General features: G+C 37.6%; 24 protein-coding genes. 13 read left to right on the top strand and 11 right to left on the bottom strand.

The window, feature by feature from the left end; translation table 11 throughout:
• The first annotated feature begins 102 nt into the window (after positions 1-102).
• The 6 genes from OU989_RS07740 (at position 103) to OU989_RS07715 (ending at position 4,382) form a co-directional block, all read left to right on the top strand.
• The gene (locus OU989_RS07740) at positions 103-495 is read left to right on the top strand and encodes a ribonuclease HI family protein (RefSeq protein ID WP_274796553.1); all 393 of its coding nucleotides are present in this window, start codon (positions 103-105) and stop codon (positions 493-495) included.
• A gap of 243 nt (positions 496-738) precedes the next feature.
• Positions 739-1,536 (top strand): amino acid ABC transporter substrate-binding protein, encoded by a 798-nt coding sequence (locus OU989_RS07735; RefSeq protein ID WP_274796552.1) that lies wholly within the window; start codon positions 739-741, stop codon positions 1,534-1,536.
• Positions 1,537-1,603: 67 nt separating this feature from the next.
• Entirely contained in the window at positions 1,604-2,260 is a 657-nt protein-coding gene (locus OU989_RS07730) for an amino acid ABC transporter permease (RefSeq protein WP_274796551.1), read from the top strand.
• A gap of 11 nt (positions 2,261-2,271) precedes the next feature.
• On the top strand, positions 2,272-3,018 hold the full coding sequence (locus OU989_RS07725) for an amino acid ABC transporter ATP-binding protein (protein WP_274796550.1): 747 nt from the start codon (positions 2,272-2,274) through the stop codon (positions 3,016-3,018).
• Between the two features lie 251 nt (positions 3,019-3,269).
• Entirely contained in the window at positions 3,270-3,458 is a 189-nt protein-coding gene (locus tag OU989_RS23790) for a hypothetical protein (protein ID WP_274796548.1), read from the top strand.
• Positions 3,459-3,764: 306 nt separating this feature from the next.
• Positions 3,765-4,382, top strand: coding sequence for a C40 family peptidase (locus tag OU989_RS07715; RefSeq protein WP_274796546.1), 618 nt, complete (start codon positions 3,765-3,767; stop codon positions 4,380-4,382).
• Between the two features lie 304 nt (positions 4,383-4,686).
• Here OU989_RS07715 and OU989_RS07710 read toward each other — a convergent pair whose 3' ends face one another.
• Together OU989_RS07710 and OU989_RS07705 are read right to left on the bottom strand one after the other, a co-directional pair.
• Entirely contained in the window at positions 4,687-5,877 is a 1,191-nt protein-coding gene (locus tag OU989_RS07710; RefSeq protein ID WP_274796545.1) for an MFS transporter, read from the bottom strand.
• 5 nt (positions 5,878-5,882) lie between these two features.
• Positions 5,883-6,281 carry a MarR family winged helix-turn-helix transcriptional regulator gene (locus OU989_RS07705; RefSeq protein ID WP_274796544.1) on the bottom strand — a complete coding sequence of 133 codons (399 nt, stop codon included), beginning with the start codon at positions 6,279-6,281 and terminating at the stop codon, positions 5,883-5,885.
• 155 nt (positions 6,282-6,436) lie between these two features.
• Between OU989_RS07705 and OU989_RS07700 the strand changes: the two genes are divergently transcribed.
• The gene (locus OU989_RS07700) at positions 6,437-6,991 is read left to right on the top strand and encodes a DJ-1/PfpI family protein (RefSeq protein ID WP_274796542.1); all 555 of its coding nucleotides are present in this window, start codon (positions 6,437-6,439) and stop codon (positions 6,989-6,991) included.
• A 34-nt stretch (positions 6,992-7,025) separates the two neighbouring features.
• On the opposite strand, the gene OU989_RS07695 is transcribed toward OU989_RS07700, so the two are convergent.
• The 5 genes from OU989_RS07695 to OU989_RS07675 all read right to left on the bottom strand — a co-directional run bounded on the left by OU989_RS07695 (position 7,026) and on the right by OU989_RS07675 (position 9,902).
• Positions 7,026-7,352: a DUF3889 domain-containing protein gene (locus OU989_RS07695; protein ID WP_312507114.1), complete on the bottom strand. Its 327-nt coding sequence runs from the start codon at positions 7,350-7,352 to the stop codon at positions 7,026-7,028.
• 76 nt (positions 7,353-7,428) lie between these two features.
• Positions 7,429-7,560, bottom strand: coding sequence for a hypothetical protein (locus tag OU989_RS07690; RefSeq protein ID WP_274796540.1), 132 nt, complete (start codon positions 7,558-7,560; stop codon positions 7,429-7,431).
• 14 nt (positions 7,561-7,574) lie between these two features.
• Positions 7,575-7,799 carry a hypothetical protein gene (locus OU989_RS07685; protein WP_274796539.1) on the bottom strand — a complete coding sequence of 75 codons (225 nt, stop codon included), beginning with the start codon at positions 7,797-7,799 and terminating at the stop codon, positions 7,575-7,577.
• Between the two features lie 126 nt (positions 7,800-7,925).
• Positions 7,926-8,762: a type II pantothenate kinase gene (coaW, locus tag OU989_RS07680; RefSeq protein ID WP_274796538.1), complete on the bottom strand. Its 837-nt coding sequence runs from the start codon at positions 8,760-8,762 to the stop codon at positions 7,926-7,928.
• A gap of 405 nt (positions 8,763-9,167) precedes the next feature.
• Positions 9,168-9,902, bottom strand: coding sequence for an SDR family NAD(P)-dependent oxidoreductase (locus tag OU989_RS07675; RefSeq protein ID WP_274796537.1), 735 nt, complete (start codon positions 9,900-9,902; stop codon positions 9,168-9,170).
• A gap of 225 nt (positions 9,903-10,127) precedes the next feature.
• Here OU989_RS07675 and OU989_RS07670 point away from each other — a divergent pair, with 225 nt between their 5' ends.
• Positions 10,128-10,949: a squalene/phytoene synthase family protein gene (locus OU989_RS07670; protein WP_274796536.1), complete on the top strand. Its 822-nt coding sequence runs from the start codon at positions 10,128-10,130 to the stop codon at positions 10,947-10,949.
• 42 nt (positions 10,950-10,991) lie between these two features.
• Here OU989_RS07670 and OU989_RS07665 read toward each other — a convergent pair whose 3' ends face one another.
• Positions 10,992-11,480, bottom strand: a complete 489-nt coding sequence (locus tag OU989_RS07665; protein WP_274796535.1) for a metal-dependent hydrolase — start codon at positions 11,478-11,480, stop codon at positions 10,992-10,994.
• Between the two features lie 245 nt (positions 11,481-11,725).
• Between OU989_RS07665 and OU989_RS07660 the strand changes: the two genes are divergently transcribed.
• Together OU989_RS07660 and OU989_RS07655 are read left to right on the top strand one after the other, a co-directional pair.
• Entirely contained in the window at positions 11,726-12,352 is a 627-nt protein-coding gene (locus tag OU989_RS07660; RefSeq protein ID WP_274796533.1) for a nitroreductase family protein, read from the top strand.
• Between the two features lie 341 nt (positions 12,353-12,693).
• A complete protein-coding gene (locus tag OU989_RS07655; protein ID WP_274796531.1) occupies positions 12,694-13,185 on the top strand; it encodes a hypothetical protein in 492 nt (163 codons plus the stop codon).
• A 27-nt stretch (positions 13,186-13,212) separates the two neighbouring features.
• Here the strand turns inward: OU989_RS07655 and OU989_RS07650 are convergent, their stop codons facing one another.
• Positions 13,213-14,274 (bottom strand): DUF1835 domain-containing protein, encoded by a 1,062-nt coding sequence (locus OU989_RS07650; RefSeq protein WP_274796529.1) that lies wholly within the window; start codon positions 14,272-14,274, stop codon positions 13,213-13,215.
• 140 nt (positions 14,275-14,414) lie between these two features.
• On the opposite strand from OU989_RS07650, the gene OU989_RS07645 reads away from it, so the two are divergent.
• On the top strand, positions 14,415-15,584 hold the full coding sequence (locus tag OU989_RS07645) for a pyridoxal-phosphate-dependent aminotransferase family protein (protein ID WP_274796527.1): 1,170 nt from the start codon (positions 14,415-14,417) through the stop codon (positions 15,582-15,584).
• A gap of 292 nt (positions 15,585-15,876) precedes the next feature.
• Here the strand turns inward: OU989_RS07645 and OU989_RS07640 are convergent, their stop codons facing one another.
• Together OU989_RS07640 and OU989_RS07635 are read right to left on the bottom strand one after the other, a co-directional pair.
• Positions 15,877-17,199, bottom strand: a complete 1,323-nt coding sequence (locus OU989_RS07640) for a D-serine ammonia-lyase (RefSeq protein WP_274796526.1) — start codon at positions 17,197-17,199, stop codon at positions 15,877-15,879.
• The gene (locus tag OU989_RS07635; RefSeq protein ID WP_274796525.1) at positions 17,189-17,662 is read right to left on the bottom strand and encodes a YaiI/YqxD family protein; all 474 of its coding nucleotides are present in this window, start codon (positions 17,660-17,662) and stop codon (positions 17,189-17,191) included. Before OU989_RS07635 ends, OU989_RS07640 begins: the two co-directional genes overlap by 11 nt.
• A gap of 175 nt (positions 17,663-17,837) precedes the next feature.
• On the opposite strand from OU989_RS07635, the gene gdhA reads away from it, so the two are divergent.
• Complete coding sequence (gene gdhA / locus OU989_RS07630) at positions 17,838-19,211, top strand: NADP-specific glutamate dehydrogenase (RefSeq protein ID WP_274796524.1); 1,374 nt, start codon at positions 17,838-17,840, stop codon at positions 19,209-19,211.
• A gap of 216 nt (positions 19,212-19,427) precedes the next feature.
• Positions 19,428-20,114, top strand: a complete 687-nt coding sequence (locus tag OU989_RS07625; RefSeq protein WP_274796523.1) for a phosphoribosylaminoimidazolesuccinocarboxamide synthase — start codon at positions 19,428-19,430, stop codon at positions 20,112-20,114.
• The last annotated feature ends 15 nt before the right edge of the window (positions 20,115-20,129 follow it).

The raw sequence follows: 20,129 nt of genomic DNA, 5'->3' as shown, positions 1-20,129 counted from the left end.
ATTTGAACAAGCAACTATTTTGTTTGTTCCATTTTTTACGGGCAATGATTCCCCTCCTTGTTGTACAATTAGAGGGAAGACACATTGCAAAGTAGGGATGTTATGTTAGAAGTTTATATCGATGCTGCCAGTGCAGGAAATCCTGGTCCAAGTGGTATTGGACTTTTTATTAAAGGGGAAGGCCATCATATCCAAATTAGTGAATATATCGGTGAAACGAACAACCATATCGCCGAATTTACAGCATTAGTACGCGGACTTGAAGAAGCGCAAAAACTAGGCTCTTCCCTTGTATCCGTACGCTCCGATTCCAAAATTGTAGTTGCTTCTATGGAAAAAGAATATGTCAAAAATGAGGAATTTAAACCTTATTTAGAAAAAGCTTTAGCACTCTCCACAAACTTTGATTTATTCTTTATCAAATGGGTGCCTGATTCACAAAACAAAGCAGCTGATGCATTAGCACGAAAAGCGATCCAAAGCAAAAATAGCTAACACCATTTCAGGGGACTGTCCTTCATGAACAGTCCCCTTTTCTTTTTCCCGTTTACTCAAATAATTACTATCCCCCAATTCACGTTTTTTATGAATGTCAACTTTTTTATAAAAAATGCTAGAACATGCAGCTAATTTTCTGATTAATCCAAAACGATATTGACATTGATTAAACACGGTGATATCCTTTAACACATTAGTAGTTTAGCAAGTGAAAGTGATAGATTATAGGGGGAAACACGAATGAAACGTATAATAACTTTATTCATGATGCTAACAGCAGTCATTGTTTTAGCAGCATGTGGTTCATCGAAAGATAACAAAGCAGGAAAAGACGAAACAACTGCTGATCAAGAAAAGATTATTATTGGTATTGACGATAAATTTGCACCTATGGGCTTCCGAGATGATAAAAATGACATCGTTGGGTTCGATATTGATTTAGCACGAGCAGCGGCTGATCATATGGGTGTCGAAGCAGAATTCCAACCAATCGATTGGAAAACAAAAGAGGCTGAATTACTCAGTGGACGTATTGATTTAATTTGGAACGGTTATACCATTACAGATGAGCGCAAAGAAAAAGTATTATTTACAAAGCCTTATCTCGAAAACGCTCAAGTTGTTATGACAAAAGCAGATTCAAAGATTTCTAAACTAAGTGATTTAGCTGGACAAGAAGTCGGAATTCAATCCCTTTCTTCTGCATCCGATGCATTAAACGGTCACCCAATTCACAAAGAAGTAAAACAAATTACAGAGTTTGCAGATAACGTTTTAGCTTTATCCGATTTAAAAACAGGCCGTATTGATGCCGTTGTCATTGATGCTGTTGTTGCAGAATATTACATGACACAGGAGCCTGATACATTCAAATTATTAGAGGAATCACTGGCACCTGAACAATACGGAATTGGTGTGAAGCCAGGCAATGAAGCATTGTTGGAAAAACTACAGGCCGCATTAGACAAAATGAATGAGGACGGTACGTCAGCTGACATTTCAACAAAATGGTTTGGTGAAGATAAAGTATTAAAGTAAGGACATGATACAACATCTGTAAGAGTTTCCTTAGTGAAACTCTTACTCTTTTTGGAGGGACATCGTTATGGCGGATTACTGGCAAACTATGATATGGCCGATGCTAGAAGGTGCGAAAATGACGGTTTTACTGTTTATTATCGCTATTGTGGTATCGATTCCATTAGGCTTTTTACTAACTCTTGCGGTAAAAAGTCGCATTAAACCACTCGCATGGCTTGCACATACGTATATATATATCATGCGTGGTACACCACTTTTACTACAATTATTATTAATTTGTTTCGGTTTACCTATGCTACCAGTAATCGGTGAATATTTAGTGCTCGATCGATTTGTAGCCGCTTGTCTCGGCTTTATTTTAAATTATGCTGCCTACTTCGCAGAAATATTCCGTGGTGGTCTTCTAGCTATTGATAAAGGACAATATGAGGCAGCACAGGTACTCGGCTTATCTAAATGGCACACAACAACACGTGTCATTTTGCCACAAATGTTCCGCGTTGCTTTACCAGCTTTATCCAACGAATCAGTTACACTCATAAAGGATACAGCCCTGCTCTATGCAGTAGCAGTTCCAGAATTACTGCATTTTGCACAAACCGCCGTGAATCGTGATTTCACAATTATGCCTTTCTTTATCGCTGGCGCTATTTACTTAGTTATGACTCTTGTCTTAACAATGTTCTTTAAAGGGCTAGAAAAACGCTTTAAATTTGAATAGAGGTGACACAAATGGCATTGATGGAAGTAACAAACTTGAAAAAATCCTTCGATCAGGTGGAGGTTTTAAAACAAATTACATTTACAGTTGAGAAAAACGATGTCATTGCTGTCATTGGTCCATCGGGATCCGGGAAAAGCACAATGCTTCGGAGCTTAATTTATTTGGAAGAAATTGAGGGAGGGAGTATTTTAGTTGATGGTGATTATCTTGTGCGAAATGGAAAATATGCTAAACCACAGGACATTAAAACGATAACAGCTAAAATGGGCATGGTCTTTCAACACTTTAACCTATTCCCCCATCTAACAGTTCAGCAAAATCTCGAAATGGCTCCGCGCTTATTAAAAACTGAGTCGTCTGAAGCCATTACGAGCCGTTGTCTAGATTTGCTGAAAAAAATTGGGCTTTCCGACAAAGCAAACGCCTACCCTGCCAATCTTTCCGGTGGTCAAAAACAACGTGTTGCAATTGCCCGTGCCTTGATGTTGAATCCTCAATTACTATTATTTGATGAACCAACTTCAGCCTTAGATCCTGAACTAACGGGCGAAGTCTTAAAAGTCATGAAAAGCTTGGCAGAAGACCAAATGACAATGATTGTCGTCACTCATGAAATGGGCTTTGCCAAAGAAGTAGCCAACAAGGTTGTCTTTATGGATGGTGGAGACATTATCGAAACCGGTCACCCAGACAACTTCTTTACCAACCCACAAAACGACCGCACAAAAGCGTTTTTACAGAAGAATCTTCATTAAATTGAATGGAGAGCTTGTATATGCAGCTCTCCTTTTCTCTCACTATTAACATTCCGCTATCTAGGTTATTGGTCTAAGAATACATTTTGTTATGTAAGTCCAAACGAATTAAATTTTACACTATTTGAAAAACACCATATACCCATGTTATAATTCTTAGTGAAGAAGTATATAAATTTAATAAGACCATTCGGTGTGTCAGCACCAAATGGCCTTTGTAACAAGATGAATCGCTTCAAAGGCGATTTGCAATGAGAAAAGAAGTAAACCTACTCACAGCTTGCGAGGCCGGGGCGGTTTACTTTTTTTGTGTAAAAGTAAATGACAATGCAATGACCGAAACTATAAGTGTTGAGAAACTTATAGAAACCATTATTGCTTCAAAAATAGTCATTGGCATCAACTCCTTTCTCTTCAATAAGTTGAATGAGATAGGTTAAAATTGTGCCAACCGCCCATGAAACCTCTATCTAGTTACCTCTCTATTATACCATATTCGACCACCGATTCCCTTTTCATACCAACAAAAATGTTCCATCTGATGATAGCATATTTTTCAAATTGCCCAGATAGAACATACATGCAATTGGTAATTCTACCCTACGAATGCCCTAGAGAATTAGAAAAAAACAGTACCTCACTCTAAAAACGACTCCACATTGTTATTTAATTGACATCCACCTGTAATACTACAATGTTATAATCAAATTCGTATCAAATTGTAACTTTGTAGGAGGAATTAAAGCATGAAGAGCAATAAAAAGTATAGATGGGGCATGAAGTTAGCGGCATTGGCATTAAGCTCATCCGTACTTTTTTCAACAGTAGAATCAGCATCAGCTGCAACCTATACCGTTCAATCCGGCGATTCTTTATGGAAGATTGCCACGCAACACGGTATTTCCTATCAAACATTAATGAACGCCAACCATTTATCGTCTTCCACGATTTATGTTGGACAAAAGTTAACAATCAATAAACAACTATCCTCAGTATCGAACACGACATCCAAGGTACTACAGGTAGCTAAACAGCAACTCGGTGTTAAATATACTTTCGGTGGAGCAAAGCCAAGTACAGGCTTTGACTGTTCTGGATATATTACCTATGTCTTTAATCAGGCTGGTATTTCAACTCCACGCAAAACGGCTGCCGGTTTTTATCAGACAGCTAAAAAAGTAAGTACCCCTCAAATCGGAGATATCGTGTTTTTTGCAAATACATATAAGGCAGGCATCTCACACGCAGGCATTTATATTGGTAATAATCAAATGATTAATGCGAGTAATAGTGGTGTGAGTGTAGCCAACATTAATAGCACGTATTGGAAGAAGCATTTCGTAGGATATGGACGTTTGAAATAATAAAAAGTCAAAATTTTAGCAAAGGTTGTACAGTTAAAATAAATGTGCCCACTCTTCTAGAATAATTGACATTTGTGCTGCATGTTGATTGGAGTGGAGCCAGCGCCACTCCTAGGGGATTAGCGTCACAGATGAGACCCTGGAGCGAACGCAAGTGAGTGAAGCGGCTCATCGGACGCCCCCTGGAAAGGACGCTGGCGGAAAGGAAATCAACCCCTCGCCTCGCTAAACGTTCTTTTACTGCTAGTAACATTTCTTATTGCAACAACATGAAAAAACAGTTGGGACTCCCCCAACTGTTTTTTTATAGATTGATCACTTTTTTTGGTTTTATTTTAGCTAAACGGATTAAATAAATAATAAAGACAACGCCAAGTAAGCATGCGCCTGATAAATAGACAGATGCATAGCCTGCTTGTACGGCTACCATTCCTAAAATATACGAGCCTAGGGCAATACCAAGGTCAAACATTGTAAAGTAAGTAGCGGTTGCGTATCCACTACGCTGAATAGCTGTTGATTGCACGGCTAATGCCTGCAAGCTTGTCGTCACAGAGCCGTAGCCAAAGCCTACAAAAATGGCTGCACATAAAAATAACACGGGACCTTCTACAAATGCGAGCATGACCAGTCCGATAGCAAAAGAAATGATACCTGGAATAATCACAAATTGCGGTCCCTTTGTATCATAGAGTTTTCCTGTAAATGGTCGTGTAATAAGCATGGCTGCCGCAAACACAGCATAAAAGAGACTAGCTACAGCCATTAAATCCTTTTGCTGTGCATAGACCGATAAAAAAGATAAGACACTTGCATAAGAAAATGCCACTAAGCTAGCAATTGCTGCTACTGGGAGTGCCTTCCGTTCAAATAGATCATTAAATTTAAAGGTTAATTTCCCTTCATGGGCAGGTTTCGGTAAATCATCGGTATTGACCGTTAATGCTAAAATACCTCCTGCTAAAATACAAATACTCATGACAATGAATAATACATTAAACGTGCTGTATTGTATTAATAGTAAGCCAATAAATGGCCCTATTACGACAGCTAGATTTGTAGACATTGTAAAATAGCCTAAGCCTGCACCTTTTCGTTTAGCGGGAACAATATCTGCTGCTAATGACCCTGCAGCTGTAGTAATAATACTAAAGAAAATCCCTTGAATAAAGCGAAGACCTAGTAAAAGTCCAAATGGATGTACGAATAAATATAAGACAGTACAAATAAAATAGCCCACGATCGATAGGACTAGCAATTTCTTCTTACCAAATACATCTAGTAGTTTCCCTGAAAACGGACGTACAATAATGGCTGATAATAAAAAGCCTGACAATAATAGTCCCGCTTCCTTATCTGTCTGGTGGAGCTCACCTATGGCATAAAGTGGCAAAGTCGTTACCAGTCCATAAAAAACAAAAAATACCGAGATATTTGTTAAAAAGAGACTGATGAAACGCTTCGTCCATATTTGTGTATTTTCTTCTTGCTGCATGTTAATCAACCTTTCATTTTTTCCAGTAACTTAATAAATTGTTGCTGTTCCTCGGCTGTTAGTGAGCCCACCATTTCTTCCTCAAATGCTAAAATGGTTGCTGTGATTGCTGGTAAACGTTCCACAGCTTGTGCAGTTAAGGTCACAATTTTTTCTCGCTTATCCACTCCATCTAATCGTTGGACCCAGCCTAACGCCTCAAGTCGTGTAATAGCTCTTGTGATACTTGGCGCTTCTACATTTAAATATTTCCAAATTTGCGTTAACGTCATAGGGCCGTTTTTATGTAGGCAATATAAAATAGTCCATTGTGAGCTATATAATTGATGCTGCTTCAACACTTCATTTAAGCAGTTGGTTAAATACCGGCTTTTTTGGAATAAAGCATGGAATATGGGATTCATGATTCTACCTCCTAAAAAATTATTTACCTAGCTAAATAAATACTATACGCTTCCTTTTTTTCTTTGTAAAGTCTGTCATTTCGAAAGGTTAGCAGGAAATTTTTTGCATGTGTCGAATAAAGCTAGTAGATTCACTATGTAAAGGAGATGGAATGATGGGGAAAAAAGTTTTAATATTAGCAGGAGATGCAGTAGAGGCTTTAGAGGTTTTTTATCCTTATTATCGTTGTCTAGAAGCAGGCTATGATGTCACAATTGCAGCACCTTCAGCAAAAAAATTACAAACTGTATTACACGATTTCGTCGAAGGCGTCGATACATACATCGAGCGTCCTGCCTATGGTTTAGAGGCACATACTTCTTTTGCAGATGTTGATCCAACACAATTTGATGGACTCATACTTCCAGGTGGGCGTGCGCCAGAATATATTCGCTTAAATGAGCATGTGCCAGCATTAGTGAGCCACTTCTTTGAAACGAACAAACCGATTGCAGCAGTTTGTCACGCAGCACAAATTTTCGCGACCATTCCTGAAGTGTTAAAAGGACGAGAGCTTACTGCCTATATTGCCTGCAAGCCAGAGGTGCAAGTAGCAGGAGCAACTTATATTGATGCCAACCTCCATACAGATGGCAATTTAGTAAGTGGGCATGCATGGCCAGATTTACCAGGATTAATGCGTGAGTTTATTCATAAGCTAGAAGGATAAAGTACAAGGATGCCTAAAATTAGGCATCCTCTTTTTATGAAGAACTTTCTTGAAATTCAATTTTCTCCACTTCTTGCGTTGCGGTTAAATAGCTAATTTTTACATGGACACCAAATTCCTTGTCAGGTTGCTTGAGCCAAAGCTTAAATTTCTCAATTGTTGACAATCCATGTACTTCTTTGCCTTCATGCAAATAATCTACAATTTGGGCAGTAGGATATTTCGACTTTACCTCTTTGATGGCTAGTTGTCCCCATTTTGCATAGGCAGGCACTTCTTGTTGTGCATGTGCAGTCGACATAGGAAGCGGTAGAGAATGACTTACAAAAAGAAGTCCAAGCATGACAATAAATTTTTTCACTTCCATCTCTCCTTACTGTATGAAGAGGCTAATAATGCAAAAAATAAGTGCTCCAAATGATTTGGAGCAACTTGATTTATTGTTTTGGCTGTTGAGGATTATTATGAATGACTTGGTTAAATTCTGCTGAATATTCCTCACGATCATTCTTTTTATGTGTATCTTCCTTCTTTTTCTTTTTAAAGCTTGTTTTACTCTTTTTTGCCATGATCCATACCCCCGCTATTTTGTTTTATTAGACTGTTGGTTTTTATCATGATTCGTTTTATTATCTTTATTTTTGGCCTTCGCATCAAATTCTGCTGCAAACTCTTCGTTCAAGTTGTCATTCGGATTGTTATTATTGCTATTACTGCGATCGAGGTCTTTGCTTTTGTAGGTACCAAATGGATTATGCGTTCTCATATTCATTGTTTTACTGTTGTTTCGATTATTACGCTTGCCCACGTAACTTCACCTCCTACATGTAATTTGTTCAGCTAGAGACGTTTTAATGTAGGTAAGTTTCTTCGCTAATTGTAAAAAAAATGAACATGACTAATCTACGTTAGTCATGTTCATTCTCATCTGTCTCTAGACAATTGTATATTCCGTTATATTAAGCAATGCTCCGACAGCTCCTGAAAAGCCATGATCGTTAATAAAGACAGGTGTATGTTTCTTTGTGCGTGTATAATTGGCAATTACTCGGGCAAGATGATCATTATTACTAAGTGTTGAACCAATATAAACAATATGCTGAACATTTTTCTCTTCTGCATATTGAATACTGAGTGTTGTGATGACTTCACCAACAAGTCCCTGTACGGTCGCAATAATATCTTCAGCGGGATGCTTCATTGACTGAGTTATACCCACTTTTCCAAAATTACTAGCAGTTAAATGACCATCAATTGGTGTATCCATCCCTTGATATATATCCTTCACCAATAAATCAATACTTTCACGATTGCCATTGGCAGCCATTTCTCGTATTTCATTATAATCTGTAATGCCTGTTGTAAGCGCTGACAAACCTATTAATGTCCCACCACCAACGCCTGTCCCTCCAACGCGAATATGGGTATTGTCTTCCATGTAATGAATGGAGGTACCTGTTCCAATATTCGTAATCATACTACGCTCAAAAAAGTACCCTTCTTTATTTAATAAAAATCGGACACCCTTTAATGTTGCTTCAAATTCCACTATATAATGAATCGATTTCATTGTTTTAATGACATCAAGTAATTGTTCTGTACGTCCCCCCGTAACACCAATATCCTCAATATCTGGATGATCAATAATCCAAGATTTCACAGATTGCAAATCATTAGACGGAAAGGTTGTTAAAACAAGTTCATTGTTTTGATCTAAATAGGCAACCTTCGTTAATGTGCCACCTGCATCAATACCTATAGCCTTTGGCATACAATTCTCCTTTGTGTTTATTACGTAACTTCCTATGACGGTTTACGCGATGATTCAGGCAATTACGACCATAATGCCTCTTTGGTGTCATGGATTTTGCAAGGAGTTTTTTGTGCCAAAATCCTGACCAATACATTCGTTCATTCAAAAGCTAAATGCTTAGTACAATCCCCCAAAATCGTGTTATGACATTTTCGCCCTTTCTAAACTTTAACGCTGTTGAAATGATTGTGCAATAACTTCGTAAACTTTCATGAAAAAATCACGAAAAATATCAAAATATTTCTAATGGACAGCTGTTTTTTGACGAATTTCTATAGCTTTATCATCATTCTACTAGAAAAACAAAAAAAGTGAAAATGCACTGCTTGAGCAGGCATTTCCACTTTCATCATACATGTTTTATTAACGAGCTGAATAACCACCATCAATAACAAGCTCCGCACCTGTGATATAAGAAGCCTCATCTGATGCTAAAAATAAGATAGCATTCGCCACTTCTTCAGGTTGACCTAAACGACCCATTGGTGTCGCTCTTACTAGCATGTCCATCGCTTCTTTTGCTTCTGATAATTTAGCCGTCATTGGTGTCTCAATAACGCCTGGGAAAACAGTATTGACACGAACATTGAACGCACCTAGTTCTGACGCAGCTGCACGAGCTATAGCACGTAAAGATCCTTTAGAAGCTGTGTAAGCATTGAATCCTGCGCCTATAATCGCTGTGTAAGACGATGTATTTACAATAGAGCCTTTTCCCGCTTCCTTCATATAATTAGACGCATGTTTAATACCGAGGAATGGACCAAAAGCGTTGATATTATGCATAAGTGACCAATCGGATTGTGTAATTTGATCGGGACCCTTTTCAGATGAAATACCAGCATTGTTAATTAAAATATCAATACGACCATATTTGTCGACAATCGCTTTTGTTACTTCTGCCCAGTTTTCGTCAGAAGAAACATCTAATTTCATTCCCTCTACATTGTCTACCTCAGAAATTTTTGCTAGGTTTTCTTCATTAATATCAGCTGCAATTACTGTAGCGCCCTCTTGTGCAAACAATTTAGCCATCGCTGCGCCCATACCAGAAGCTCCACCAGTAATCATAGCAATTTTATTATTTAAACGTCCCATTTCTTTCAACTTCCTCTCTTTGACATGTATGTTGTACTAACATAAATCTATACTTTCTGACCACATAAAAGGTATAGATTTAAATAGTTTACTATTAAACTATATCATTTTTAGTAAACGTTTTCAAAGAATATCGCTTTAAAAATGAACAATCTGTTTTATCTTTCCCTATTTTTACGATACGATATACTATAGATGTGGAACCATTTGAACGGAGGAATACGAGTGAAAGATCAAAAAAGACTTTACAAAGAAGCGATGCAGGTTTTAAAAGATACAAGCCGCACGTTTTATATACCGATTACTTTTTTAAAAAATGATTTAAAAGTATCAGTAGCTGCTGCCTATTTAGCTATGCGTGCCATTGATGAAATTGAAGATCATGAAGAGCTTTCAAATGATGTGAAATTTGATTTACTAACAACAACGAGTGAATTATTAAAAGAATCATTTAATGAAGAGGCTTATCAAGCATTATTAGCTCCATATGCTGATCAGCTGCCTGAAGTAACACTGCGTTTAGCAGATTGGCTAACGTTTTGCCCGGAAGAATCACGCAAAATTGTCCAAGCTTCTACAAGTGAAATGGCTTTTGGTATGGCGAAATGGGCTAAGGCCAATTGGCAAGTACGTACACGTGAGGATTTAGATGACTATACATACTACGTGGCAGGGCTTGTAGGGACGATGTTGTCTGAGCTTTGGGCGTGGGGTGCAGACGTTAAAACGGATCGTGAGTTAGCGATTGGCTATGGTCGAGGGCTTCAGGCCGTCAACATCTTACGAAATCAACATGAGGATTTAGATGAACGTGGGGTTAGCTTTGTTCCCGAAGGTTGGACACGTGAGGATTTATTTGCCTATGCTGAAGAAAATTTAGCTAAAGCAGATCTATATATGAAAGATATTAATAAACGAACAATTCTATTGTTCTGTCGTTTACCACTTGCCCTAGCTCATAAAACTTTAAAGGCTATGCAAGAAGGTCGTGAAAAAATGACACGTGCCGAGGTAGAGCAAACAGTGGAAGAGGTTCAAGCTGACTAATATGATGAAGCCCCAGTAAATTTATACTGGGGCTCTCCTTATTTATATAGAATAAATAAATCTTGCAATCAATTCATAGCTCAAATAGATGGACAGCATTGACAATAACATAAGCACGATCCCCTCCACCTTACTACCAGTTTTCGTCGTCAGTGGAAAACGAATGGATACAGACGCGGGGAAAAATAGTTTAACTCCCTTCTTAGTGCACATATCAAGCACAATATGACTTGCCATCCCAACAATAACTCCAATAGAAATGGCTCTATAAGGAATCAACGTATGTAATATCAACATCACTAACAATAGAAAAAGTAAGCTATGTGTAAAGGAACGATGCCCAAACACAGTATTGACAAGTTTCGCTATGATAGGAAAAGTTCGACCAATTTTACTACCTCTATGACATATATCTGGAAGTAATGCTCCGATAACACTTGCACCTACTAAGACAAGTGGGTTATCATTTGAAAACTGTGCAAAGGCAAGACTTGCAGTGATGCCCCCAACAATATGGGTATTCCCTTGCATAAATTACTTCCACTCCTTCTCTCTCTCTATTTTTCCTTATTAATGTAACACATTATCTCGTAAAAGGGAACATATATTCCGAACATACGATCGAGAACTTTAAACTTTAGCGCTAATTATAGCAATGGGAAGAAATCACAGAGTTATTGAATTCAAGATTCTCAAATTCAAGCAATTCACTTGGAAAATCAATCCCTTTATCGTATAGTAAAAAATGCATTACACAAACGAAGGAGATTGGAATTATGACAGTGACTAAAAGTTATCTAAATAAAATTATGCATGACCGTAAATCTGTTCGCAAATACGATGAAAATTATAAAATTCCTCAAGAACAATTAGAACAATTGCTTACAGAAGCAACGTCTGCTCCATCCTCTAGTAACATGCAGCCTTGGCGCTTTTTAGTCATTCAAGACGAGGCAACAAAAAAAGAGCTACGTGCTATTGCCAACAATCAAGAACAGGTTGAAACTTCCTCCGCTATTATTGCCGTTTTAGGTGATACAAAAATGTACGAGAATGCAGAGGCTATCTATACAAAAAATTTTGATCTAGGCTATATCAATGAAGCAACAAGGGATTTAATGATCAATAACTCTATAAACTTGTATTCTCAGCTTCCACAAGAAGTTTTAAAAAATATCGTGACATTCGATGCAGGTCTGATTTCCATGCAAATCATGCTATTAGCAAAAGATATGGGTTATGATACCGTTCCGATGGGTGGATTTAATAAAGAAGCCTTCGCAAAACGCTTTGAATTAGCCGATCATATTGTACCTATTATTTTAATCGCCATTGGCAAGGCTGCCGCTCCTGCTTACAATTCTTCTCGTATCGAGCTAGAGCATATTGCTAAATTTATTTAATTCAGTCGAAAAAATCACCTCACTTTAACGTAAGGTGATTTTTTTTGCATTTTATGAACCCCCTCCATCATAGGATAGTAATGTTTTCTATAGGGGAAACATTGAAAAACACAATTCGCTAAAAATAATTCTCCAAAACTAGCATACTCTTTCCATAAAGGATATTTTTTGCATTTTTGCATTTACTACTCAAAAAATCATCATCAACATTTTAGAAAAAGCGAATGTCCTAGTACATTTGTGCGATTTTCACTAAGTATCTTATAAAAATTGTTGTAGATTTACCACTTTAGGATTGTTATTATTAGGAGGTATTTTTTTTATGAAAGGAGGTTTTACTGATGAACTATAATGATTCGTATTATTACAATGATTTTGATGCAGCCATGGGTGGTTTATTTAATATATTTATTTTAGCAGCTCTTGCTTTAGGTTTAATCGCCTATATTATTAGTGCACTAATTTATTTTATGACGTCTAAAACAAATGGTTTTGCAGATGTAGCCTATATCGCTTGGATTCCTATTATTAATGTATACAGTCTTTTCCTGCTGACAGCTAGTGGCGATAGCCGAGAAACAGTACGTGCCACAGCTTTAAAAAATACGCTCATTTATGCGGGCTTGATCATCGTTTCGTTTATTCCTCTTATTGGCATACTTGCTTCTTTAGGTGCAGCAGGCTTTACATTATACTTCTCCTACCGATTATTTTATCGTTGGTGTGGAGAATCAGGGAAAGCCGTGCTTTATACAATTCTAATGATTATAACAGGCGGCTTATTCTTTGCTATTTATGGTTTAATGCGTATGAACAGACCATTTGTTGCCTAATAAACCGTTCAAAAACCTCTTCATGCCTTAATGCTGAAGAGGTTTTTGGCGCATTTTTACTTGATAATGGTGCATAGATTTAGGGATGCCTTTTAATTCAAATACACCACTGTACACTAAATAACGAATTCTATATTCAAGAAAGAAGATATTTGGAGGAGCCTCCATTTTAGTTAAAAGCTCTGAAATGAGTGCCCCTGTTTGAATATAATCGATGGTTCCTTGCTGCTGATGAAGTTGTTCTAGCCTTGTTATTATCAATGAATCATAGGCGTTCACTGGAACCGCCTGAATTTGTTGATGCAACCAGAGGCGTAACACCTCTTTTGTCCTCGCTAAACGTTCCCATTGCTGCTGAAATATTAGATGCGCATTAGCAGTCAAGCGTATTTTGTCATACTGCTCTACGTTCCATTGCCGAATGCTAACACGCTCTTTCCCAGTATTGATAAGATAGATTTCATTCGTTTTTTCACGTAATAAATAAAGGAAAAATCTAAGTCCACATTGTTCTTCTATATTGTCTCCATACCATATGTAAATAGGTAAATGACTCGGAATATCCTGTATTTCTCTTATCGTATTCATGAAATGATGATAATTCACAAAATCATCCATACCATCATTTATATTTTCCATTAACCATTCATGGCGAAATGCCTGTCCTCTTTTTTCATCAAGCTTCCATAACGGACCTATAGACAAATCATCTGGAAACCCTATTACATATTTCGGCGGTGCAAGTGCTACTCGTAGTGAGCCTGCTACGGATTCGGAACAGACAATATGTACCATTGGGGCTGTCGTTGTTGTCAAAACTTTCTGTTGTTGAATGGTATCATTAATAATGTCTACAAAAAGATTTAGATGATCTTGCTCTACCATCAAAGTCCATCCCTCCTTTGGACTGCTTCGTTCATGTCGAAAAGCAGCAAATGATTCAAATGGTTGAAGTTCATATGCCTCCCATTTCCCTCTCTCCACCACATCATCTATCGTGATATAATTTAATGTTTGAATTTTATAAACCAACACCTGATTTGCTTCGTACAAAAAATAGATAAATGGATAATGCATCATTGTTTCCATTGCATAGCCTCCTTTTAGGAAATTGTATCATAATGACAATCTCTTCCATCATTTTTCAAAAATATAGCTAGCAGATATAATAATTATGTTATGATTATAGTTAGAAAATTTAGAATTTCTTTCAAAGGGGACTGATATTTGTGTATGAAAATATTTTAAGACATCCTGGGCCAACACCTATTCCAAAAAAGGTTCAGCTTGCGATGAATCGTGATATTTTTAGTCATCGAAGCGCTGAATTTGTGGAATTATATCGAGAAACAGTCGAATTAGTAAAACCTATTTTTGGGACAAAGCAAGATATTTTACTACTCCCATCAGGTGGCACAGCTGCTCTAGAGGCAGCTGCGGTGAATACGGTTTCAGCTGGTGAACATGTGGTCGTTGTTACAGTTGGAGCTTTTGGTGACTATTTTATTTCGATTTGTGAAAAATACGGCTTTAACGTACATAAGCTTGAAAAAGAATGGGGTCAAGCTTGCACGGCTAATGAGTTACGGGATTTCTTACAGCCATTAAAGGATATTAAGGCTGTTTTTATCACATACAATGAAACTTCCACTGGTATTTTAAACCCGATCGCTGAATTAGCACAGGTCGTTCGTGAAGAAACAGCTGCATTATGTATCGTCGATGGTGTAAGTTGCATTGGTGGTGCTACTGCTGAGATGGATGCTTGGGGAGTCGATATTCTTGTTACAGGCTCTCAAAAGGCGATGATGTTGCCACCAGGGCTTTCTCTTGTTAGCATAAGTGAAAGAGCTTGGCAAATCATAGAAGAAAATAAAACCCCATCCTATTATTTAAATTTATTGAGCTATCGGAGCTGGGCAGAAAAAGGGATGACGCCAAATACGCCTACTATCACACTTATCTATGGACTTCATGAGGTTTGTAAGCTAATTGAGCAGGAAGGTGGCTTTGATACAACTGTTGCCCGACATGAATTAATGAAAAACATGGTCCGTAATGCGATGAAAGCACTGAACATTGACCTTTTAACTGACGATGAGTATGCATCCCCGACAATTACAGCGATCATGGCTCCAAAAGGGATTGATCTCAACGATTTCTTAACACATTTAAAACAGCATTATCATTTAGATTTCGCTGGAGGGCTTGGTCATTTACAAGGGAAAATTTTCAGATTTGGTCATATGGGCTATTGTTTCCCTAGCGATGTATTACAGGCAGTTTCATTAATGGAAGCAGCACTTCAAGACTTTTCCTATGATTTTGAGCCAGGTGCTGGTGTGCGAGCAGCTCATGAAGTATTTTTAAGTGCTCAGCGAAAACAGCTACAGCGATAATTATTAAGGTTTCTACACATAAGTTAAAAAAATGTGTATAAAAAATAAGTATTGACCCATACTATTAACGATTTCACTTCAAATCCAATGACTAGGAGGGTTAACCCGATGAGTGGGATGGATTGCAAACTCTGAAGGTCCAACAAAACTGAATGTAGCTAAAGCACGGTTGTCTTATTTTTAAGATACAATGCGAAAGCGAGGCAGTGTGTCATGGAGCATTTAAAGTAAGTGAGAATCAAGCCTAGAAAGAAATTTCTAGGCTTTTTTAATGCCTATAAATAGTTAATGGTTATAATGTTGTCTGTTTTAAATAGTCCTCACGCATTTCCTTCGGCACCATACTTCCACCTGTCGCCCATACAATATGAGTAGCTTGCTCCATTTTGTCGGTTAAATGATGCTTTTCTAAATATTTTTGCCCGTTTTTCATTAACTGGATCGGTCCAAACATTCCTGCATGTGCGGATGGCTCTAAAAATAGCTCCTCAGACTCCATTGCTAATGCAAGTGAAGTAAATAATTCCTCATCTTTTACCGTATAACATCCGCTAATATACGTGTCCATTACTTTTCCAACGAATTTAGAGGCACGGCCGACTGCTAGACCGTCTGCTTCCGTCTTATTGTCTAAGCCAATATCCTCTACACTAATTTCATCATGTAAACCTGTCATTAAGCCTAGCGTCATACAAGGAGATGCGACGGGTTCTGCAAAGAAAATATGCACATGCTCGCCGAATAGTTCTCGCAGTCCATAGGCAACCCCACCTGGCCCTCCACCTACACCACATGGTAAATAAACTAACAAAGGATGCACTGAATTGACTGTTATATTAGCCTTTTCTAATTGACCTTTTAAACGCTTTGCGGCTACTGCATAGCCTGCGAATAAATCCTTTGAGTTTTCATCATCAATGAAATGGCACATTGGATCTTGTATAGCTTCTTGTCGGCCCTGTTCTACCGCCACACTGTAATCAGCCTCATATTCAATCACTGTCGCTCCCTTTTCTCGTAGCAAGTCTTTTTTCCATTTCTTGGCGTCGCTCGACATATGTACTACGACATTAAAGCCGAGCTTCTTGCCCATAATGCCGATACTTAAACCTAAATTTCCTGTAGAGCCTACTGCAATTGTATAGTGTCGGAAAAATGATTGAAATGCCTCTGTAGCTAAGACTGCATAATCATCCTCTACTTTAAGCTTTCCACTTGCCAAAGCAAGCCTTTCTGCGTGTTTTAATACTTCATAAATTCCTCCACGTGCTTTGATTGATCCAGAAATCGGTAAATTATGATCACATTTTAACAGTAATTGGCCAGGTATTGAGACATCATACCGTTGTTCAAGGGCATTTTTCATCTTTACTATTTCCTCAATAGTGGATTCAATCAGACCATCACTTTTTACAAGCTCAGGAAAGACTACTTTTAAATATGATGAAAAACGCTGCAATGTTTCTTCCGCATCCTCTACTTCAGACATAGTAAAGTGCATTGTCTTTGGTTTTTTCATCCGATTTGTATTTTCCCAGAAAACAGTATCCTTCTTTGCTAGTTCCTTCAGCTGTGGATATTGCTCCAATAGTTCGTGATTACGTTCATTTTTCACCTGTAGATTCCTCCATTTTATGAGCTAAAATTGCTCGTTCACAAATTTGTCGAAATTTCCTTTCAAACGAAATATTGTTTTCTTGTGTTCTTTTTTTAGGTCCCTTTGTTCGCCCTCCTGCCCTTCTAATTTTTTGACCAACATGACGCATATCGAGCAAACGTTCGATATTTTCATCAGACATTTCTCGTCCATTTTGATCGATCGGATATCCACCTCTTGCTAAAACCATTGCTGCTAACCCGTAATCCTGTGTAATGACAATATCATGTTTTGAAAGCGCGTTCACAAGCGTAAAATCAACCGAATCCGGACCTTTCGGAACAGTAATTGTTATTACATTATCACGTTCAACACGGTGAGATGTATCGCAAAATAAGATAGTTTCTATCTCATATTCAGATGATATAGATAGCGCCAAATCCACTACTGGACAGGCATCAGCGTCTATTAGAACCTTCACAATAAAGCATCATTCCTTTCTCGAAATTAGATTAATTACTTAGTACATAATTATTTTAATATAATATTTTTGAGACCTCTCTTGCTCATTTCTTCACAAACTTACAAAGTATTTTATTGAATAGTTTGAAAAATAGATATACGATACACCTATCAACTAAATGGGGGTTTTAATTATGACAATTACAACTGTTAGCAATGAACAATTAGCAAAAGAATACGTTGATGGCGTATTTGAGCAGCTAAAACAACAGAACTGTCATCAAGCGGAATTTTTACAAGCGGCTGAAGAAATTTTCATCTCATTAGTGCCTGTATTCGCACAACATCCTGAATATATTCAGGCCAATATTTTATCTCGAATCGTTGAGCCTGATCGTATTATTTCCTTCCGTGTAGCTTGGCAAGATGATAACAATCAAGTGCAAGTAAATCGCGGTTATCGTGTTCAATACAGCAATGTGATGGGGCCTTATAAAGGCGGCCTTCGCTTCCACCCTTCCGTGAACGAATCCATCATTAAGTTCCTAGGCTTTGAGCAAATCTTTAAAAATGCGTTGACTGGGCAACCAATCGGTGGTGGTAAAGGTGGTTCGAACTTCGATCCGAAAGGTAAGTCAGACTCAGAAATCATGCGATTCTGCCAAGCATTCATGACTGAATTATACCGTCATATTGGTCCAGATGTCGATGTTCCTGCTGGTGATATTGGTGTAGGTGCTCGTGAAGTTGGCTATTTATGGGGCCAATACAAACGTTTAACAAAGGCAAATGAATCAGGTGTACTAACTGGTAAGACTCCTGGTTATGGTGGCTCTTTAGCACGTAAAGAGGCAACTGGCTACGGTACAGTTTATTTTGTCAACGAAATGTTAAAAGATGCAAATGATTCATTCGAAGGAAAAACAGTAGTTGTTTCTGGTTCTGGTAACGTTTCTACTTATGCCATTGAAAAAGCTCAACAATATGGTGCAAAAGTGGTTGCTTGCTCTGACTCTTCAGGCTATATTTATGACCCTGAAGGCTTAGATTTAGCAGCTATTAAAGAAATTAAAGAAGTAAAAGGTGACCGTATTTCAACTTACGTTAATTACCGACCAAATGCTACTTTTACAGAAGGTTGTACAGGTATCTGGACAATTCCTTGTGATATTGCCCTACCATGTGCTACTCAAAACGAAATTAATGGTGAATCGGCTCGTACATTAATTTCAAATGGTGTGAAAGCTATCGGTGAAGGTGCCAATATGCCATCAGACCTGGAAGCAATCAATGAATTCCTAAATGCAGGTGTATTATTCGGTCCTGCTAAAGCAGCAAATGCTGGCGGTGTTGCTGTATCTGCTCTTGAAATGGCACAAGATTCAAGCCGCGTATTTTGGTCATTTGAAGAAGTAGATGCGAAACTTCATCAAATTATGAAAAATATTTATATGGACAGCAAAGCAGCAGCTGAAAAATATGGCTTCCCAGGTAATTTAGTAATGGGAGCAAACATCGCGGGCTTTATCAAAGTAGCTGATGGAATGCTTATGGAAGGTGTTTATTAATAGTATTTCTTTGTCATAGTTTCCTATAATCCAAATTCAAAATATTCTTAATTTCATATAAGGTGATAGCGAATATTCGTTATCACCTTATTTTTCATTAGATATTCCGTTATAAAACATGTAAATAAACATTTAAAACGAACATTTTTATTATTAAATATTTAAAACATTCGTGTTATAATTTTAGAGTACTATGAAATATTGGAGGGTATTTTTGTGGAATTATTGTATACAGGGAAAACAAAAAATGTGTTCAAACTAGAAGATGGTCATTATTTATTAAAATTTAAAGACGATGTGACAGGAGAAAACGGTGTTTTTGACCCAGGTGCTAATACTGTTGGATTAACGATTGATGGCGCTGGTTTAGCAGGTTTACGCCTAACTTCCTATTTCTATTCCAAATTAAATGAACAAGGTGTTCCTACGCATTATGTAGACGCAAACTTTGAAGATGCAACGATGACAGTAAAACCTGCAACAGTTTTCGGGAACGGTTTGGAAGTAATTTGCCGCTTCAAAGCTGTTGGTTCATTCCTACGTCGCTACGGTGCCTATGTTAAAGAAGGACAAGATTTAGACTCCTTCGTAGAAGTAACCATTAAAGATGATGATCGACTAGATCCTCCTATTTCAGAAGATGCTTTAGCTATGTTAAACCTGTTAACTCACGAAGAATATGCTATTTTAAAACAACGTACAATTGAAATTTCTAAATTTGTTGCAGCCGAGCTTGCTAAAAAAGGTTTAACACTTTATGACATTAAACTAGAGTTTGGCCGCGATGCAAATACAAATGAGATTTTATTAATCGATGAAATCTCTGGTGGTAATATGCGTGCTTACAAAGGTGAGCAATACATCGAACCGCTTGAGCTAGAAAAATTGATGTTAGCTGAATAAAAATCCATTGCAAAA

The sequence above is a fragment of the Lysinibacillus irui genome (assembly GCF_028877475.1).
GTDB classification, from domain to species: Bacteria; Bacillota; Bacilli; order Bacillales_A; family Planococcaceae; genus Lysinibacillus; species Lysinibacillus irui.
Note: the sequence above shows the minus strand (reverse complement) of the source record. Positions and strands in the feature narration are given on the sequence as shown.

Bases quoted from the DNA above. Each gene is read 5' to 3' on its own strand.
- OU989_RS07740 (WP_274796553.1), top strand. From the start codon at position 103: ATGTTAGAAGTTTATATCGATGCTGCCAGTGCAGGAAATCCTGGTCCA.
- OU989_RS07735 (WP_274796552.1), top strand. From the start codon at position 739: ATGAAACGTATAATAACTTTATTCATGATGCTAACAGCAGTCATTGTT.
- OU989_RS07730 (WP_274796551.1), top strand. From the start codon at position 1,604: ATGGCGGATTACTGGCAAACTATGATATGGCCGATGCTAGAAGGTGCG.
- OU989_RS07725 (WP_274796550.1), top strand. From the start codon at position 2,272: ATGGCATTGATGGAAGTAACAAACTTGAAAAAATCCTTCGATCAGGTG.
- OU989_RS23790 (WP_274796548.1), top strand. From the start codon at position 3,270: ATGAGAAAAGAAGTAAACCTACTCACAGCTTGCGAGGCCGGGGCGGTT.
- OU989_RS07715 (WP_274796546.1), top strand. From the start codon at position 3,765: ATGAAGAGCAATAAAAAGTATAGATGGGGCATGAAGTTAGCGGCATTG.
- OU989_RS07710 (WP_274796545.1), bottom strand. From the start codon at position 5,877: ATGCAGCAAGAAGAAAATACACAAATATGGACGAAGCGTTTCATCAGT.
- OU989_RS07705 (WP_274796544.1), bottom strand. From the start codon at position 6,281: ATGAATCCCATATTCCATGCTTTATTCCAAAAAAGCCGGTATTTAACC.
- OU989_RS07700 (WP_274796542.1), top strand. From the start codon at position 6,437: ATGGGGAAAAAAGTTTTAATATTAGCAGGAGATGCAGTAGAGGCTTTA.
- OU989_RS07690 (WP_274796540.1), bottom strand. From the start codon at position 7,560: ATGGCAAAAAAGAGTAAAACAAGCTTTAAAAAGAAAAAGAAGGAAGAT.
- coaW (WP_274796538.1), bottom strand. From the start codon at position 8,762: ATGCCAAAGGCTATAGGTATTGATGCAGGTGGCACATTAACGAAGGTT.
- OU989_RS07675 (WP_274796537.1), bottom strand. From the start codon at position 9,902: ATGGGACGTTTAAATAATAAAATTGCTATGATTACTGGTGGAGCTTCT.
- OU989_RS07665 (WP_274796535.1), bottom strand. From the start codon at position 11,480: ATGCAAGGGAATACCCATATTGTTGGGGGCATCACTGCAAGTCTTGCC.
- OU989_RS07660 (WP_274796533.1), top strand. From the start codon at position 11,726: ATGACAGTGACTAAAAGTTATCTAAATAAAATTATGCATGACCGTAAA.
- OU989_RS07655 (WP_274796531.1), top strand. From the start codon at position 12,694: ATGAACTATAATGATTCGTATTATTACAATGATTTTGATGCAGCCATG.
- OU989_RS07650 (WP_274796529.1), bottom strand. From the start codon at position 14,274: ATGGAAACAATGATGCATTATCCATTTATCTATTTTTTGTACGAAGCA.
- gdhA (WP_274796524.1), top strand. From the start codon at position 17,838: ATGACAATTACAACTGTTAGCAATGAACAATTAGCAAAAGAATACGTT.